Annotated in this window: 14 protein-coding genes and 1 other RNA gene; 5 read left to right on the top strand and 10 right to left on the bottom strand. The window is 49.8% G+C overall.

Annotation, left to right across the window (positions count from 1 at the left end; genetic code table 11):
- Positions 1 to 445 precede the first annotated feature (445 nt).
- Positions 446 to 542: signal recognition particle sRNA small type (gene ffs / locus E2566_RS05925), an RNA gene on the bottom strand.
- Between the two features lie 174 nt (positions 543 to 716).
- Here ffs and E2566_RS05920 point away from each other — a divergent pair.
- On the top strand, positions 717 to 1037 hold the full coding sequence (locus E2566_RS05920) for an MGMT family protein (protein WP_107168393.1): 321 nt from the start codon (positions 717 to 719) through the stop codon (positions 1035 to 1037).
- 19 nt (positions 1038 to 1056) lie between these two features.
- Here the strand turns inward: E2566_RS05920 and E2566_RS05915 are convergent, their stop codons facing one another.
- Positions 1057 to 1641 (bottom strand): YbaY family lipoprotein, encoded by a 585-nt coding sequence (locus E2566_RS05915; RefSeq protein ID WP_107168394.1) that lies wholly within the window; start codon positions 1639 to 1641, stop codon positions 1057 to 1059.
- A 212-nt stretch (positions 1642 to 1853) separates the two neighbouring features.
- On the opposite strand from E2566_RS05915, the gene tesB reads away from it, so the two are divergent.
- Complete coding sequence (gene tesB, locus E2566_RS05910) at positions 1854 to 2717, top strand: acyl-CoA thioesterase II (protein ID WP_107168395.1); 864 nt, start codon at positions 1854 to 1856, stop codon at positions 2715 to 2717.
- Between the two features lie 360 nt (positions 2718 to 3077).
- Here tesB and amtB read toward each other — a convergent pair whose 3' ends face one another.
- The 5 genes from amtB to E2566_RS05885 form a co-directional block, all read right to left on the bottom strand.
- Positions 3078 to 4364, bottom strand: coding sequence for an ammonium transporter AmtB (amtB, locus tag E2566_RS05905; protein WP_165800659.1), 1287 nt, complete (start codon positions 4362 to 4364; stop codon positions 3078 to 3080).
- A 39-nt stretch (positions 4365 to 4403) separates the two neighbouring features.
- On the bottom strand, positions 4404 to 4742 hold the full coding sequence (gene glnK / locus E2566_RS05900; protein WP_002208627.1) for a P-II family nitrogen regulator: 339 nt from the start codon (positions 4740 to 4742) through the stop codon (positions 4404 to 4406).
- Between the two features lie 359 nt (positions 4743 to 5101).
- On the bottom strand, positions 5102 to 6877 hold the full coding sequence (locus tag E2566_RS05895; RefSeq protein ID WP_107169961.1) for a SmdB family multidrug efflux ABC transporter permease/ATP-binding protein: 1776 nt from the start codon (positions 6875 to 6877) through the stop codon (positions 5102 to 5104).
- Positions 6870 to 8639 carry a SmdA family multidrug ABC transporter permease/ATP-binding protein gene (locus E2566_RS05890; protein ID WP_107169962.1) on the bottom strand — a complete coding sequence of 590 codons (1770 nt, stop codon included), beginning with the start codon at positions 8637 to 8639 and terminating at the stop codon, positions 6870 to 6872. The genes E2566_RS05895 and E2566_RS05890 overlap by 8 nt, the downstream gene beginning before the upstream one ends.
- A 77-nt stretch (positions 8640 to 8716) precedes the next feature.
- Positions 8717 to 9178, bottom strand: coding sequence for an Lrp/AsnC family transcriptional regulator (locus E2566_RS05885; protein ID WP_005976040.1), 462 nt, complete (start codon positions 9176 to 9178; stop codon positions 8717 to 8719).
- Between the two features lie 266 nt (positions 9179 to 9444).
- Between E2566_RS05885 and E2566_RS05880 the strand changes: the two genes are divergently transcribed.
- From E2566_RS05880 to queC, 3 genes are all read left to right on the top strand, one after another.
- Complete coding sequence (locus tag E2566_RS05880) at positions 9445 to 9891, top strand: hypothetical protein (protein ID WP_234257787.1); 447 nt, start codon at positions 9445 to 9447, stop codon at positions 9889 to 9891.
- Positions 9892 to 10046: 155 nt separating this feature from the next.
- Positions 10047 to 11123 (top strand): PLP-dependent cysteine synthase family protein, encoded by a 1077-nt coding sequence (locus E2566_RS05875; protein WP_107169963.1) that lies wholly within the window; start codon positions 10047 to 10049, stop codon positions 11121 to 11123.
- Positions 11124 to 11263: 140 nt separating this feature from the next.
- On the top strand, positions 11264 to 11959 hold the full coding sequence (queC, locus tag E2566_RS05870; RefSeq protein WP_107169964.1) for a 7-cyano-7-deazaguanine synthase QueC: 696 nt from the start codon (positions 11264 to 11266) through the stop codon (positions 11957 to 11959).
- Positions 11960 to 12036: 77 nt separating this feature from the next.
- On the opposite strand, the gene E2566_RS05865 is transcribed toward queC, so the two are convergent.
- The 3 genes from E2566_RS05865 to ppiD all read right to left on the bottom strand — a co-directional run bounded on the left by E2566_RS05865 (position 12037) and on the right by ppiD (position 14925).
- The gene (locus tag E2566_RS05865; RefSeq protein ID WP_107169965.1) at positions 12037 to 12435 is read right to left on the bottom strand and encodes an acyl-CoA thioesterase; all 399 of its coding nucleotides are present in this window, start codon (positions 12433 to 12435) and stop codon (positions 12037 to 12039) included.
- A gap of 105 nt (positions 12436 to 12540) precedes the next feature.
- Positions 12541 to 12906 (bottom strand): helix-hairpin-helix domain-containing protein, encoded by a 366-nt coding sequence (locus E2566_RS05860; RefSeq protein WP_107169966.1) that lies wholly within the window; start codon positions 12904 to 12906, stop codon positions 12541 to 12543.
- Between the two features lie 138 nt (positions 12907 to 13044).
- A complete protein-coding gene (gene ppiD / locus E2566_RS05855) occupies positions 13045 to 14925 on the bottom strand; it encodes a peptidylprolyl isomerase (protein WP_107169967.1) in 1881 nt (626 codons plus the stop codon).
- Positions 14926 to 15055: the final 130 nt, after the last annotated feature.

Genomic DNA, 15055 nt, shown 5'->3' with positions numbered 1-15055 from the left:
TTGAATAATGCGGCAAGGAAAGGACAAATTCATCGGGCACGAATTTGACCAGCCAACAGTTGGCCTTCGGTGAGAGACAAGACGTCTATCATTTCATACCGATGGGTTTACTCAGGTAAGTGGTTCGGGTGAATGAACGCCGCCAATGCACAGGTAACTTGAAGTATAACGGCATATAGCAATCGCATTGATATCATCATAAATGGTATATCCCGTGATAAAAACAGGGGTCGTAATAATTGGCGCAATGATTAATCGCGAAGTAAAGAGATCCGAGAATCCGCCAGAAAAAACAGAGTTCAAGCAACGACGCCTGTAGAATCGAGAATGACGGCACAAAGATTATGTATGAGAGTGGGTTTATGGCGGCGAGTCGAGTTTATCGACAGAGAATGAATACCTCGTCGACGATGAAGCATCCATGCAAGAGCAGAAATGGTGGAGGCCCTGCCAGCTACATCCCGGCACACACGTCTCCTGCTGCGGCTGCTTCCTTCCGGATCTGACCGAGTCCACAGGTTAGTGTTGCGGGAGAACCGACAGGGCCTCCATTGACAACTTTATAACAATGCTACTGCTCGTCACAAAGCGGTGGGCATTATCGGCGATGAGATAAGCAATTGCAAGCTAACACACACTAACCGTTGTTTTCTTGCCCACCCTGCTGTGCCACTATGGCATCCAATCGATTCAGGAGCAGCCAGGAATATGCGCTGATGTCAGAAGAAAACGATAATTTCCGCCAACGCGTTTTTCAAATTGTCGCGGCGATTCCCTATGGAAAAATAGCAACCTATGGCGATATCGCGCAACTTGCCGACTCGCCCAGAGCTTCGAGGCAAGTCGGCGGTGTGTTAAAACGTTTGCCGAAAGACAGTAAACTCCCCTGGCATAGGGTAATCAACCGTAAAGGCGAAATATCACTCGTCGGTGGAGATTACCTACGCCAAAAATCAGCGCTACAAGCGGAAGGCATTATTTTCAATCGCCAGGGTAAGGTGGATCTTGCTAAGTATCGCTGGCAATACGCGCCATAACGGCGCGTATACTGATGAATTACCAGATTGGCTGCGCAGGCACCATAGAGGATGAAGCAGGTTGCCCCTGAAGCATATGAGGGGTTTCATTCGCCGGATTGGATATCATCGATCCCTGATTTTTCGCGGGTAACGGGACTGAAGCAACAGGCACCAATACCAAATCGGCACGGTTCACCCCATTGCTAATAACGGGTAAGACGTTCTCCGTCACCATGACGACGCGATTATCGATCGCAACTGCCGCGCTGAGTAAGATACGCGCGTTGGGCTGAATATCAGCCGGGTTATACGGTAACTCGAATTGGAAAGGTGCCTGCTTTCCTTCTGTACGCGTCACACTCTGAGTAATCACTTTTGAAGGCGCATCCGCCAGCGATGCATCAGACACCGTAACGGTCAAAACCGCGTTATGAGGCAACGCAATACGCTGACGAATATTCACTGTACCCGTTACCGCAGGCATTGCGACAGCCGGGCGCTGTGAGGAAACAGAGGTAACAGGTGCGCCAGTCTGAGGAGAAACGCCATAATCACTTCTCTGTGCACATGCGGCCAGAGTCATCGATAACGTGATACCGCCTAAGATATGCCATAATTTCATTCGGTCAGTCTCCTTTATTATTGTCAGACTACCGGTATCGTAAACCGGCACTTACAAATAGTATGATTCAATAAACATAATAGTGATGGTGCAAAATTCTGATATTTTCCTAAAAACCACACATTCATTATAGTAAAAAGCCACAAATAGATATTTTAAACCTTACAGAACAAACAGATAACTAACCATCCGCATCCATTGAGGCCGATACCATGAGTCAATCACTACAACACCTTCTCGACCTCTTGCATTTAGAGAAACTCGAAGAAGGGCTATTTCGCGGACAAAGCGATGATTTGGGGCTGCGCCAGGTCTTTGGTGGGCAAGTCGTGGGACAGGCGATGTCAGCCGCCAAGCAGACCGTTCCTATCGAGCGCAACATTCACTCTTTTCACAGCTACTTTTTGCTACCCGGCGACAGCCAGAAACCGATTATTTATGACGTTGAAAACCTACGCGATGGCAATAGTTTTAGCGCCCGACGCGTTAGTGCTATCCAAAATGGTCGACCCATTTTTTATATGACGGCCTCTTTTCAAAGCCATGAGGAAGGGTTTGAGCACCAAAATGTGATGCCAGACGTCGCACCGCCAGAAGCACTACAATCCGAACAAGAAATCGCGCAAAGTATGCAGCACCTTCTGCCGCCACGCTTTCGCGATAAATTTATTCAAGCTAGTCCGATTGAGATGCGCCCGGTTAAATTCCACAATCCCCTGAAGGGGGAAGTGGACGAGCCAGTCAGGCACGTTTGGTGTCGTGCCAGTAGCACGCTGCCGGACGATAAGCGTATTCATCAATATCTTCTCGGCTATACGTCTGACTGCAATTTCTTACTCACCGCCTTGCAGCCTCATGGCGTCGGCTTTTTGGAACCAGGTATGCAAGTTGCCACGATCGATCACTCAATGTGGTTCCACCGTGATTTCCGGCTGGATGACTGGCTGCTATACACCGTAGAAAGCACGTCCGCATCCGGCGCTCGTGGCTTCGTGCGCGGGCAATTCTATACCCGAGAAGGCGTGCTGGTTGCATCCAGCATGCAGGAAGGCGTCATGCGTCGCCGCGAGCACTAAATTCACTATACCCGTCATACTTCAAGTTGCATGTGCGTTGGCCGCGTTACTCGGCACACTGGCGTGTGGCTCGCCCCGTTGGGGCCGCTGCAAGCAGCGTTCAAACTAGCCTCTGGCAGGTTTGTCAGTCACCCGAATCACTTACCTGAGTAAGCTCATCGGGATGAAATGAGAGACATCCTGTCTCTCACCGAAGGCCAGCCTCTGGCTGGTCAAATTCGTTCCAGACGAATTTGTCCTTCTCTTGCCGCCTGCCTGAAACTCGAATTATTTAGGCTATATAATGTCGTAAATAAAACAGGCGTGGAGTTTCCCCCACGCCTGTTTACTGTCGATCTCACTTACTGGTTATAAGCACAATTACTGGTTGTAAGCGCTCTCGCCATGGCTGTTGACGTCCAGACCTTCGCGCTCTTGCTCTTCAGGTACACGCAGGCCGACAATCATATCCGCCACTTTGAAAGCAACGAATGCCACTACGCCAGACCACACCAGACAAACAATCACGCTGAACAGTTGCACCCAAACTTGATGCGCCATCGTCACGCCTTCTGCATAGCCAGTACCACCCAGCGAAGCCGAAGAGAACACACCTGTCAGGATACAACCAACGATACCGCACACGCCGTGAACACCGAACACATCACACGGGTCATCCACGCGCAGCCATCTTTTCAGTACTGTTACGCCCCACAGACCGGCAACACCACCAGCCAGACCGATGATCAATGCGCCACCCACACCTACCGTACCTGCCGCTGGGGTAATGGCCACCAGACCCGCGATACAGCCAGAGCACGCACCTAGCAAAGAAGGTTTACCGCGAACCAGCCACTCACCGCCAACCCATGCCAGAATGGCAGCAGCAGTCGCAACAACCGTATTCAGGAAAGCCAGAGCAGCAATACCGTTCGCAGCGCCCGCAGAACCGGCATTGAAACCAAACCAGCCGATATACAGAATCGCCGTACCGATAAATACCATCGGCAGGTTATGCGGTTTAAACGCTTCTTTACCAAAGCCGGCACGCTTGCCCAGCAGGTAAGCACCAACTAACCCAGCAACCGCAGCGTTGATGTGAACGACCGTACCGCCCGCGAAGTCCAGTGCGCCATCCGCCGCCAGATAACCACCGCCCCACACCATGTGCGTCATTGGCAGATAAGAGAATGTCAGCCACAGTGCAACAAAAATCAGCACCGCAGAGAAACGAATACGCTCAGCAATTGCCCCGACAATCAGCGCAACGGTGATGCAGGCGAAGGAAGCCTGATACGCTACGTGTACAAACTGATAGAAAGTGCCACTGATAGACTCAATCCCAATGCCTTTCAACATAAAGGTGCTGAACCCACCGAAGAACGCGTTACCTTCGCTGAAGGCCAAACTATATCCATAAACAACCCACAGGATACAGACCATTGCGAATGTTACGCTCACCTGCGTCATCATAGACAGAACGTTCTTTGAACGGATCAGGCCGCCATAAAACAGTGCGATGCCCGGTATAGTCATAAAGAGTACCAGCGCGGTACAAATCATAATAAAAGCGTTATCCGCTTTATCAATCGTCGGTGTTGCAGCCATTGCCCAGGTCGGGAGTAATGCCGCCACACCGAGACCTAATGAAGAGAGTAGTTTTTTCATTTTCATCCATCCCTATTTACGTATCTACGCTAGGTGTTGTTAAAGTGCGGCTTCGTCAGTTTCACCCGTACGAATACGGATAACCCTTTGCAGCTCGGCGACAAAAATCTTGCCATCACCAATTTTTCCGGTATACGCGGCTTTGCTGATGACGTCGATGACTTCGTCCAGTTGATCGTCTGCAATCGCGATATCAATTTTTACCTTGGGCAAAAAGTTAACGCTGTATTCAGCACCACGGTATAGCTCCGCATGCCCTTTCTGACGACCAAATCCTTTCACCTCAGTGACAGTAAGCCCCTGAATGCCGACAGAAGATAACGCTTCACGTACATCTTCCAGCTTGAATGGTTTTATCACCACAGTAACCAGTTTCATTTATCTTCCCCCTAGCCATTACGTTCAGGCTTTCGCCCGCCACTTGTTCGATTACGCGCTCTATGAAGTCGGTCTACGCAATGATTAAAGCAAACGGTGTGCCATAAATGATTTATCTGGCATAAATCAGGAAAGATAACGTGATTAAAGATGGGAAAGGGTAAAAATCAAATTCAATAGGAAAGAAAGATGGAAAGATACGGGCAAAAAACGCACCGAATTAGTGCATCGAGAGTGTTTTCAGTGCAGAGCGAGCAAAAAGCTGAATCATGATGCTTGCTGATGGTGCGAAGACATGAGCTGACTGTCGTTCTGCACCACTCGACGCGGTGCAGAACGTGGAATGACAGATAATGGTGCTATGCGGTACAAGGCTCGGTACTGGTGCTAGCAAGATCCTCTCCGGCCAGTTGCAACTGATACATTTGATAATAGCGCCCCTGCTGTTGCAGCAGTTGCTCATGTGTTCCCCGTTCGACGGTTTGTCCGTGATGGAGCACCATGATCGTATCTGCCTCAACGATGGTGGAAAGCCGATGTGCAATGATAATTAAGGTTGTCTGTTCCCTAATAATTCGCAGCGCCTTTTGTACCGCTTGCTCCGTACCCGAATCAATATTCGCCGTCGCTTCATCGAGAATCAGGATTTTAGGCGTTTGCACCAGCACCCTTGCAATCGCTAACAGCTGTTTTTGTCCAGTAGACAGGTTATTCCCCTGCTCACCAATGCGCGTATGTAACCCTTCAGGGAGATCACGAACCAATTCAGCGAGCTGCACCACTTCCAGCACCCGCCAAACGGCCTCTTCACTGATATCACGCCCCAGAGTTACATTCACAAACATGGACTCCGCCAGCACTACCGGGTCCTGTTGCACCATTGCCACATTTTGGCGCAAAACTCCATGGGATAACGTCGATAGCGGCCGACCATCAAGCCGAATCTCACCCTCCCCCGCGGCGTAATACCCCATGAGTAAGCTGGCTAATGTACTTTTTCCACTACCGGTATGCCCCACTAAAGCGACAAAGCCGCGATCGGGTATCGTCAGAGAAATATTCTGTAGCACACGTTTTTCTGTGCCATAGGAGAAAGAGACATCGTTAATATCAACGCGTCCAGACACCAGAGGACGATCGTCATTTCCGTAGCGCTGCTTTGTGCCATCCATCAACTCAAAGATACGTTCACCGGCAACAACCGCCTGCTGCAACATCGATTGCTGAGTCGTCAGTTCAATTAGCGGTTCATTCAACCGGCCAAGGTAGTTGATAAAGGCATACAAGACCCCAACACCAACCGACCCCATAGAGCTAAAACCGAATTGGATCAACAACCCACACAGTACCATCGCGGCAAATAAGCTGAGCAGAGGCCGCAGCAGGAAACCTTCCAGACGCAAGGCCTTCATACGTGCTTCGTAATGCGCATGGCTGGCTACGCCTAGCTTCTTCCCAAAACGTGCCTGCTGGCGGAATTGCTGAATGATACCCATGCCATTAATGACTTCGTTGAAACCGTCATTAATGTCCGCCAGATAGCTTCTCACTTTGCGTACAATCGGCGTACTAAAGCGGTGGTAGAGCGCCATAACCGCCGCTACTGCGGGGAAAATCATCAGCGCAACAAGCGCCATCTGCCAGTTCAGACTGAACATCGCTACCAGCATCGCACCAACCAGTGCCGCACTGCGTAATACTGTTGACACCACCATGACGTACAAATCTTTCACGACTTCTGTGTCATTGGTGACGCGTGAAATCAACTGCCCGACAGGTTGCGTATCAAATGTGCTAAGCGGCTGGCGCAATGCAGCATCCATGACATCAATACGCAGTTGCTGCACGACACCAACGGCTACCCGATTAAACAATAACGTCTGAAAATAGTGCAGTGAAGCCGCCAAAATTTGCAGCAGGATATAGGCCATTGCCAAGCCAGCCGCAATCGCCACCGGGAATTGGCCTTTAGCCACCAGATGATCAATGAAATAGCTCACCAATATAGGACCAGAAACTTCAGCGATAGCAGCAACCCACAGCATCAGGACACCGAACATCAGCGGTTTTCGCCAGGGGGAACCATAGGCCAGCAAACGTTTCAGGGTTGGCCAAAACTGTTGGGGGCTATTCATTTTTCGATCCTTCCAACTGCGGCACATCATCCAGCGCCGCCTCCAGCTGTTGATAACGATACATATCCCGATACCAGCCAGGTTCTGCCGCCAGCGCTCGGTGCGTGCCACGCTGCACGGTTTGCCCCTGTTGCAGCACCACAATTTCATTCGCCTCGGTTAGGGCTGACAGGCGGTGTGCACTGATGATCAGCGTCCGTTTTTCGCCCCATGTTTTGAGATTCTGCAAAATCTGGTGCTCCGTTCGCCCATCAACCGCAGACAGCGCATCGTCCAGCACCAAAATTTCAGCATCCAGTAGTAGCGCTCGTGCAATCGCGATTCGCTGTTTTTGACCGCCAGAGAGCATCACGCCGCGTTCGCCAACTTCTGTCAGGTAACCCTGAGGCAAACGCAAAATATCATCATGCACACTCGCAAGCCGTGCCGCATGTTCAATCTCCTGCTGCGTGGCATTCGGGCGACCCAGTGCAATATTTTGTGCCACCGAATCCGAGAACAAAAAAGGCATTTGTCCGACAACGGCAAAACGGCTCCTGAGCTCATCCAAGCGAATGGCATTCAATGGACGCTCGTGATAACGAATCTCTCCCGATTGGCTATCGAAATTACGCAAGATCAGGGCTAGCAGCGTACTTTTTCCCGAACCTGTCGGCCCGCATAGCCCCAACATATTGCCCGGAGCCAAGGTAAATTGAATATTTTTTAAAGCATCGCGGGTATTATCAGGATAGCGAAACGCGGAGATATTCACTGCCAACACGCCCCGATCGGCAGGCAATGACTCCTCACCGTCTTTCACCACAGCGTCTTCCGCGAGTAGCTGTCGAATACGGCCATATGCCGCACTACCGCGTTCAACAATATTAAACATCCAGGCCAGCGCCAGCATCGGCCATATCATCAATCCCAGATACATGACAAAACTGGTCAACAAGCCTAATGTCAGCGAACCATTGATCACCATCCAACTGCCGCCGCCAATCGCCAGCAAATTCGACAGCCCGACGGCAATATAAATCGTGGGATCGAAGCGGGCATCGACTCGGGCAACGTGCATATTTTTAGCGCCAGCATCCGCGGCAACCTGCGCGAAACGTGCAGATTGATAGTTTTCCAACCCAAAGGCTTTAATCATCCGAATACTGGTCAAACTTTCCTGCGCCTGATCGTTAAGCGAAGAAAATGCCGCCTGTGCGGATTTAAAACGGTTATGCAGTTGGGTGCCATAACGTTTGATGAAAAGTGCCATGATGGGCATCGGGAGCAGCGCCAGCAAAGTGAGCTCCCAACTAATCTGCGTACACATGACCACCAGCACAGCACAGCCCATCACCATCGAATCAACCAGTGTCAACACGCCTTCGCCGGCAGCAAATACCACGCGATCGACATCGTTAGTCGCGCGCGCCATGAGATCGCCAGTACGGTGGCGTTGATAAAATGCAGGATGCTGGCGGCTTAACTGGCGGTAAAAATCTTCTCGTAACTCGACCGCCAACTGGTATGAGGCCCCAAACAGGAATACACGCCACACATAGCGCAGCAGATAGACCATGACGGCGGTCAGTAGCATCACGCCAATCCACTGCATCATTTCGGCCATCGACATGCCGCGTTGCGTCACACCATCGACAATCACGCCAACCAGTTTTGGAGGGAGTAATTGCAGAATAGCAATCGCAATGAGTAGTGCGACAGCGCCCAGATAGCGACGCCATTCGCGGCGAAAATACCAACTTAGTTGAGCAAACAGTCTCACGCGGTTTTCGTTCCAATAGTCAGACGGGTCATGACAGACTCAGAAAAATGATTATTAAAAGACGGATGAACGATAGATCACAGGGATAAGGGCAATGCCGTGGTATGTTTGATTCGTTCCATAGCAAAGCTAGATGTTACATCGACTAGCCCGGGAATGCCATTCACTAACCGCTTATAGAAATCATCATAGCTTTTCATATCAGCGACCTGAACCTGCATCAGGTAATCGTATTCGCCAGCCATACGATAGAAAGCCAGTACCTCCGGCATGTCGGACACCACGCGAGTAAAGGTCTGATACCAGTCCCGATTGTGCTGTTGCGTCTTTAATAAGACAAACGCCGTCAACCCTAAACCCAAACGTTCATTATCTAGTAGTGCCACTCGCGCTCTGATTATCCCCTCTTCTTCCAAACGCTTTAGACGTTTCCAGCACGGTGTGGATGTCAAATTGACCGCATCGGCCAGCGTCTGTAGCGAGAGCGTACAATCCTGTTGCAGCATATTCAGCAATGTGCGATCAATTTTATCCAACATAAGGCCACTCCATAGAAAACTTTTCTCTACTTTCCGCCATTGGGAGAGAAAAGCAATGTTCTTTCCGCCCCAAATTGGCTTCAACACTCGCTGACAACGTCAGAAAACCACATCACCATTCGATAATGAAAAAACATAACGAACTGTATAATATGGGAATTCATTACCTTTTACAGAGAGTGATACGATAAACAGGCTGGTTGAGTTCTACGATTTGTGGCGATATCGACCAACAGCGTATTTTATGCCAATCAGGAGTGGCGAAAATGATGACAACAGATAAAAAGAGTAAATTCAGCACGATTGGGATGGTACTTGGTGCATTGGCACTGCTTATTGCCGTTTCCTACTTTTGGGCAGGGCCATCGACGCCCGACGTCACCATTGAAGAACAAATCGCAGAGAAAATTGTTTCTATCCGAGACACAACCCTAAACAGGCTGATGGGGAAAGCCCCCCCGACACAACAACCTGAGTCATCCTTTAATGAACGACGACTCGTTATTGCTGCAACATCAGCATTAGGCTGTCTCGCGATTATTTTCGCTATTTTCGGCTTCTCTCGCCGCGAATCTGCCAGACCTTGCATCAGCGCGGCAATGCTCGGCATCGCAGTAATCGCATTCCCTTTCATTATTAGTGCCATCAATATGGCATTTACTTTAATGGCTCTCGTAGTAATAGCCGCTGCGATTGCTATGATTTTTGGGTAACGATGTCATCGTATTTTAATAGAAAAATAAACCCCAAAAATAAATTGAAGGAGTTAATTTTTCTATAAAATTGGCCATGAAGAGATAAAAAGATAATTTTTTTATCCTGAAAACTCGTTAATCTATTCACATAGTTATCTAACCGAGTTTTCATCATGACCAATGCCTGGGTTAAAAATGCCATCAGCGCCATCGAAGCAGATTTTCAGCGTTCGGCGGATACGCATCTTATCCGTCTGACACTGCCGGATTATCCCGGTATCTATTTTTACCTCAAAGATGAAAGCACACACCCCAGCGGCAGCTTGAAGCACCGTCTGGCTCGCTCTTTGTTTCTCTACGGGCTGTGCAACGGTTGGATTAAAGAAGGCACGCCAATTATCGAAGCGTCATCTGGTAGCACAGCGGTATCAGAAGCGTATTTTGCACGCTTGCTCGGCCTACCGTTTATCGCCGTCATGCCCTCCTGCACAGCAAAAAGAAAAATTGAGCAAATCGCTTTCTATGGTGGACGTTGCCATTTTGTTGAACAGGCGGGGCAAATTTATGCGGCATCTGAACAGTTAGCGCAAGAGATGAACGGCCATTATATGGATCAGTTCACCTATGCAGAACGCGCCACTGACTGGCGTGGCAATAACAATATCGCTGACAGCATTTACCGCCAAATGGCACGCGAACCGCATCCCGTGCCGGACTACATCGTGATGAGCGCAGGAACTGGCGGCACATCGGCAACGCTCGGACGCTACATTCGTTATCAGGGATTGGATACGCAATTGGTCGTTGTCGATCCAGAAAACTCCGTCTTCTACGACTGCTACCAGCAGCGGGATCGTTCCATCACAGGTCCGTGCGGTAGCCGGATAGAAGGTATCGGCCGCCCGCGAGCCGAGCCTTCTTTCATTCCAGGCGTTATTGATAGCATGATTAAAGTACCGGACGCTGCCAGCATCGCAACACTGTACTGGCTGGAAAGCGTATTAGGCCGCAAAGCGGGAGCCTCTACCGGCACCAACGTCTGGGGTATGCTGCAACTGGCGAAAGAGATGGCTAGCCGTGGTCAAAAAGGCGCGATTGTGACCTTGCTATGCGACAGCGGAGAACGCTATTTGGATACCTACTACAACAGCAGTTGGGTAGAAAAAAATATCGGCGACATTAGCCCGTACCTTGATGCGCTAAACACCCCAGAGATATCTCATCTACTGTCTGAATCCAGCCCGGCGTGAGATCTGTGTATTCGGCGCGCAGCCGCAGCGCTGAATACAGGCCATTTTTCAGGTAACCTGGTTTCAGGTAACATAGCGACTTTGTACCGCAGTGCATTACAAACGTATTGCGGTTAACGTCGCGTTAAGGTGAATGAAGAATGAAGCGTGCGGTTGTCGTTTTTAGCGGTGGACAAGATTCCACAACTTGCCTGATCCAAGCTCTGCAACATTATGATGATGTCCACTGCATCACCTTCGATTATGGTCAACGCCACCGCGCCGAAATTGATGTCGCTCGGGAACTCAGCCTGAAACTGGGTGCAACGGCACATAAGGTTCTGGACGTGGGCTTACTGAATGAACTCGCCACCAGCAGCCTGACGCGCGACAGCATCCCGGTTCCTGATTACGATGCCAATGCGCAAGGCATCCCCAACACCTTCGTTCCAGGAAGAAACATTCTCTTCCTGACACTCGCCTCCATCTACGCCTACCAGGTTGGTGCCGAAGCCGTCATTACTGGCGTGTGTGAGACCGATTTTTCCGGCTACCCAGACTGTCGCGACGAATTCGTCAAGTCATTGAATCAGGCCATCGTTTTAGGTATTGCTCGCGATATCCGTTTTGAAACGCCGCTGATGTGGCTCAATAAGGCTGAGACTTGGGCACTGGCTGATTATTACCAGCAGCTCGATACCGTACGTTATCACACGTTAACCTGCTATAACGGCATCAAGGGCGATGGATGTGGCCAGTGTGCCGCCTGCCATTTACGCGCAAACGGGCTCACACAATACCAAAACGATTCTGCGGCAGTCATGGCATCACTGAAGCAAAAAGCAGGGCTACGCTGATACCTCACAACACAGAGACATCACGCAACGCCAAAAAACAGCAGGCCACGTCGTACAACCGTGGCCTGTTGCTTCAATTAACGGCAAATCTCGTTTAGGTGTTCCAGCAGTTCTCCCTCCAGCGGCAGTGCTTTTTGCGTCAATAAATCGATGCAGACAAACGTTAGCGTGGCATCCGCCACATCACTGTCATCAGACACTCGGGCTATCTTCTGACTGATCACCCCACTTTTCGTATTTATCTGCAGCAGCTCACTATCAATACGCAGCACATCACCGAGAACGGCGGGTTTGCGATAGTTGATATTGATGTTCACCACGACGAAAGCAATATTGTTGCTATGCATCCAGCCAAAAGCAGGCAACGTTTCCAGCCACTGCCAACGCGCCTCTTCCAGAAACTCCAAATAGCGCGCGTTATTAACGTGCTGATAAACATCAATGTGATAACCACGAACGGTAATGAAAGTCTGCATAGACGTAATACTCCTGTGACAAAACCAACAACTGGTATGACCTGATAATTAGCCTAGCAGAGGTTCACAGCCCAGAGAAGACGCTCGACTGGGCTGCGACTGATATCACAATTTTAAACGAGAGAGATTACGTTCAACTAATGCAGCCCCAATGCCTGGGACCTCAGTTAATTGATCGATCTGGGTAAAAGGACCATTTTGTTCACGATAGCTAACGATCGCCTCCGCCTTTTTAAGACCGACACCGTTCATGATTTCAGCTAACTCAGCCGCCCCCGCCGTGTTAATGCTTACCTTATCCTCATCACCATCAGGAAGCGTTGCTTTTTCCGCTTTCTGATCTGCTGGCGCAGACTTCACCGCCGTCGCCGTACTGTCAGCGACTTTAGGTGCTGCCTGCCCCAGTAATGGCAGCCCAGACAAACTCATACCAATTATCAAACACAGTGCTTTTATTCCTGATTTTTTCATGCTGTTTCCTCCATGTGTGTGACAGCACGGCTACCTTGCCGCAGACCTATCAACACCGCAAACAGCAGAATTTAAATGTGGAAAAGGCCGCGAAAGCGGCCTTTGGTTGTTGCAACGATTTGCAAATTTTTGCGGAGCTTATTGCTGTTCCTGCGCCGCATTGCCCATCTTGATTTTTGCTTCGCTACGCAAGCTGGACAACAGAGAATCGAACAGCGCGCCCAGAGAACCTTGCTGAACCTGGCTGGCAAACTGTGTTTTCTGCTCTTCATTTAGCTGATGTGGCGTCACACTATCCAGCGCAGCCAACACAACGTTCCCGGCCTGATCCTGAGTAATCGCATAAGAAGGTTTATCTTTCTCTGGATGCGGCATAGCAAAAATGGTCTCGGCCGTTGCATCGCCCTGAGAGATAGATGACAGCGTTTTTGCCTCACCAAAGCTTAATCCAGCAGCTTTAAGTGCATCGTCCTTACCTTGCTTCAGTTCAGCCAGAATTTTTTCAGCGTCTACGCGAGCCTGCTGTTCAGCTTTCTGACGTTTCAGCGTCTCTACGATCTCGGTGCGAACCTGATCCAGAGGGCGAGTACTTTCGGGCTTGTGCTCAGTGATACGCAGAACGAAAGCACGGTCACCGTCAACGTTAATCACATCGGAGTTATTGCCCGCAGAACCGTTTTCCCCCAGCAGTGCACCGCTAAAAATAGCCTGCGTTACTGGCTGGAAGTTCAACGCGGCGGGAACCTGCTCACGCGTAAACCAATCGGTCTGCGTTGCTTTCACACCGGCAGCTTCTTCTGCTGAAGCCAGAGATTCGTTGTCATTGCTAGCCGCTTCGCTGACTTTTTGTTGCAACGCATAGTAGCCATCCTGCGCTTTATCATGCTTCACTTTCTCAGCAATTTCAGCACGCACTTCGCTCAGCGGCTTGACCTGCTGCGGCTGAACATCATCCAAACGCACGATAAGATAGCCAACAGAGGATTTAATCGCTGCGGAAACCTGACCTTTCTCCGTCAGTTTTGCCTGCTTAAGCTCATCAATCATGCTGCTTTCGTCCATCCACCCCAGATCGCCACCGTTACGACGTGAGATGATGTCAGTTGATTTCTCTTTAGCCAGCGTAGCGAAATCACCACCTTGCTTCAGCGCATCCAAAACAGACGTGGCGTCGGCCTCATTCTTCACCTGAATGACGCTGAATTTCTTGCGTTCAGGTTGGGAATAGTCGTTCTTGTTCTGTTCGTAGAAATCATTGATGGCTTTATCATCCACTTTCACACTGTCCATGATGCTTGCAGCATCCAGTGCGATATAGCTGACCTTGAATTCTTCTGGTGCGATGAAACGCCCTTTGTTTTGATCGTAATAGCTCAGGACTTCATCATCAGCCACCGCTTGAGCTTTCGCCTTGGCAGCGACATCAATGGTTGCCACACGAACAACGCGATCTTGTGCAGCCAGTTTCACCAGATTATCAATCTCCTGCGGCAGCAGGAATGCTGTATTGCCAAAGCCACGAATCAACTGTTGTGAAGTCAATTGCTTACGCAGCATCTGAGCATACATATCCGGCGTTACGCCAAGGCGACGAACCTGATCCAGATATTTTTCGTTATCAAAACGGTTGTTTGTCTGAAACGCGGGAACGTCAAAGATTGCCTGTCTGATTTGCTCATCACTGATGTTCAGTCCTAGCTTGTTGGCATACTGATCCAGCAAGGTTTCATCAATGAGTTGGGAGAGTGCCTGCTTACGCAATTGCTGCATGTAGCCGTCATTACTCGCCAGGATAGAGAAATTCTCACCCAAGGTTTCCTGCTGACGACTGCGTTCGTTTTGTACCGCTTGCTCAAGCTGTCCACGGGTAATTTCCTGCCCGTTCACCTTTGCAGCGTAATCTCCTGAACCACCAATAAGATAATCACCAACGCCAGTTAAAACGAATGATGCGATGATCAAAGCAAGAATAATTTTGAGCACGACGTTATTCGCGGCCGTACGTAAATTGTCCATCATAATGTGACAACACTCCGCTGTAGAATGAATAAAACTCCCTGCGCTGGCCGGAGCCATGCATCCTTGCTATAAGCCCAATACAAGGCTAGGGCGCACTTACATACTTCAAACTGCATGTGCATTAGCTGCG

Origin of the sequence: Pectobacterium punjabense, from assembly GCF_012427845.1 — a bacterium.
In the GTDB taxonomy this organism is placed as follows: domain Bacteria; phylum Pseudomonadota; class Gammaproteobacteria; order Enterobacterales; family Enterobacteriaceae; genus Pectobacterium; species Pectobacterium punjabense.
The sequence above is the reverse complement of the archived record's forward strand: the minus strand, read 5'-3'. Positions and strand labels throughout refer to the sequence as shown.

Excerpts from the sequence above, each read along its gene's own strand:
- E2566_RS05895 (WP_107169961.1), bottom strand. The coding sequence starts at position 6,877 with ATGAATAGCCCCCAACAGTTTTGGCCAACCCTGAAACGTTTGCTGGCC.
- glnK (WP_002208627.1), bottom strand. The coding sequence starts at position 4,742 with ATGAAACTGGTTACTGTGGTGATAAAACCATTCAAGCTGGAAGATGTA.
- queC (WP_107169964.1), top strand. The coding sequence starts at position 11,264 with ATGAAGCGTGCGGTTGTCGTTTTTAGCGGTGGACAAGATTCCACAACT.
- E2566_RS05920 (WP_107168393.1), top strand. The coding sequence starts at position 717 with ATGTCAGAAGAAAACGATAATTTCCGCCAACGCGTTTTTCAAATTGTC.
- tesB (WP_107168395.1), top strand. The coding sequence starts at position 1,854 with ATGAGTCAATCACTACAACACCTTCTCGACCTCTTGCATTTAGAGAAA.
- E2566_RS05880 (WP_234257787.1), top strand. The coding sequence starts at position 9,445 with ATGATGACAACAGATAAAAAGAGTAAATTCAGCACGATTGGGATGGTA.
- ppiD (WP_107169967.1), bottom strand. The coding sequence starts at position 14,925 with ATGATGGACAATTTACGTACGGCCGCGAATAACGTCGTGCTCAAAATT.
- E2566_RS05875 (WP_107169963.1), top strand. The coding sequence starts at position 10,047 with ATGACCAATGCCTGGGTTAAAAATGCCATCAGCGCCATCGAAGCAGAT.
- E2566_RS05865 (WP_107169965.1), bottom strand. The coding sequence starts at position 12,435 with ATGCAGACTTTCATTACCGTTCGTGGTTATCACATTGATGTTTATCAG.
- E2566_RS05860 (WP_107169966.1), bottom strand. The coding sequence starts at position 12,906 with ATGAAAAAATCAGGAATAAAAGCACTGTGTTTGATAATTGGTATGAGT.
- amtB (WP_165800659.1), bottom strand. The coding sequence starts at position 4,364 with ATGAAAAAACTACTCTCTTCATTAGGTCTCGGTGTGGCGGCATTACTC.
- E2566_RS05885 (WP_005976040.1), bottom strand. The coding sequence starts at position 9,178 with ATGTTGGATAAAATTGATCGCACATTGCTGAATATGCTGCAACAGGAT.
- E2566_RS05915 (WP_107168394.1), bottom strand. The coding sequence starts at position 1,641 with ATGAAATTATGGCATATCTTAGGCGGTATCACGTTATCGATGACTCTG.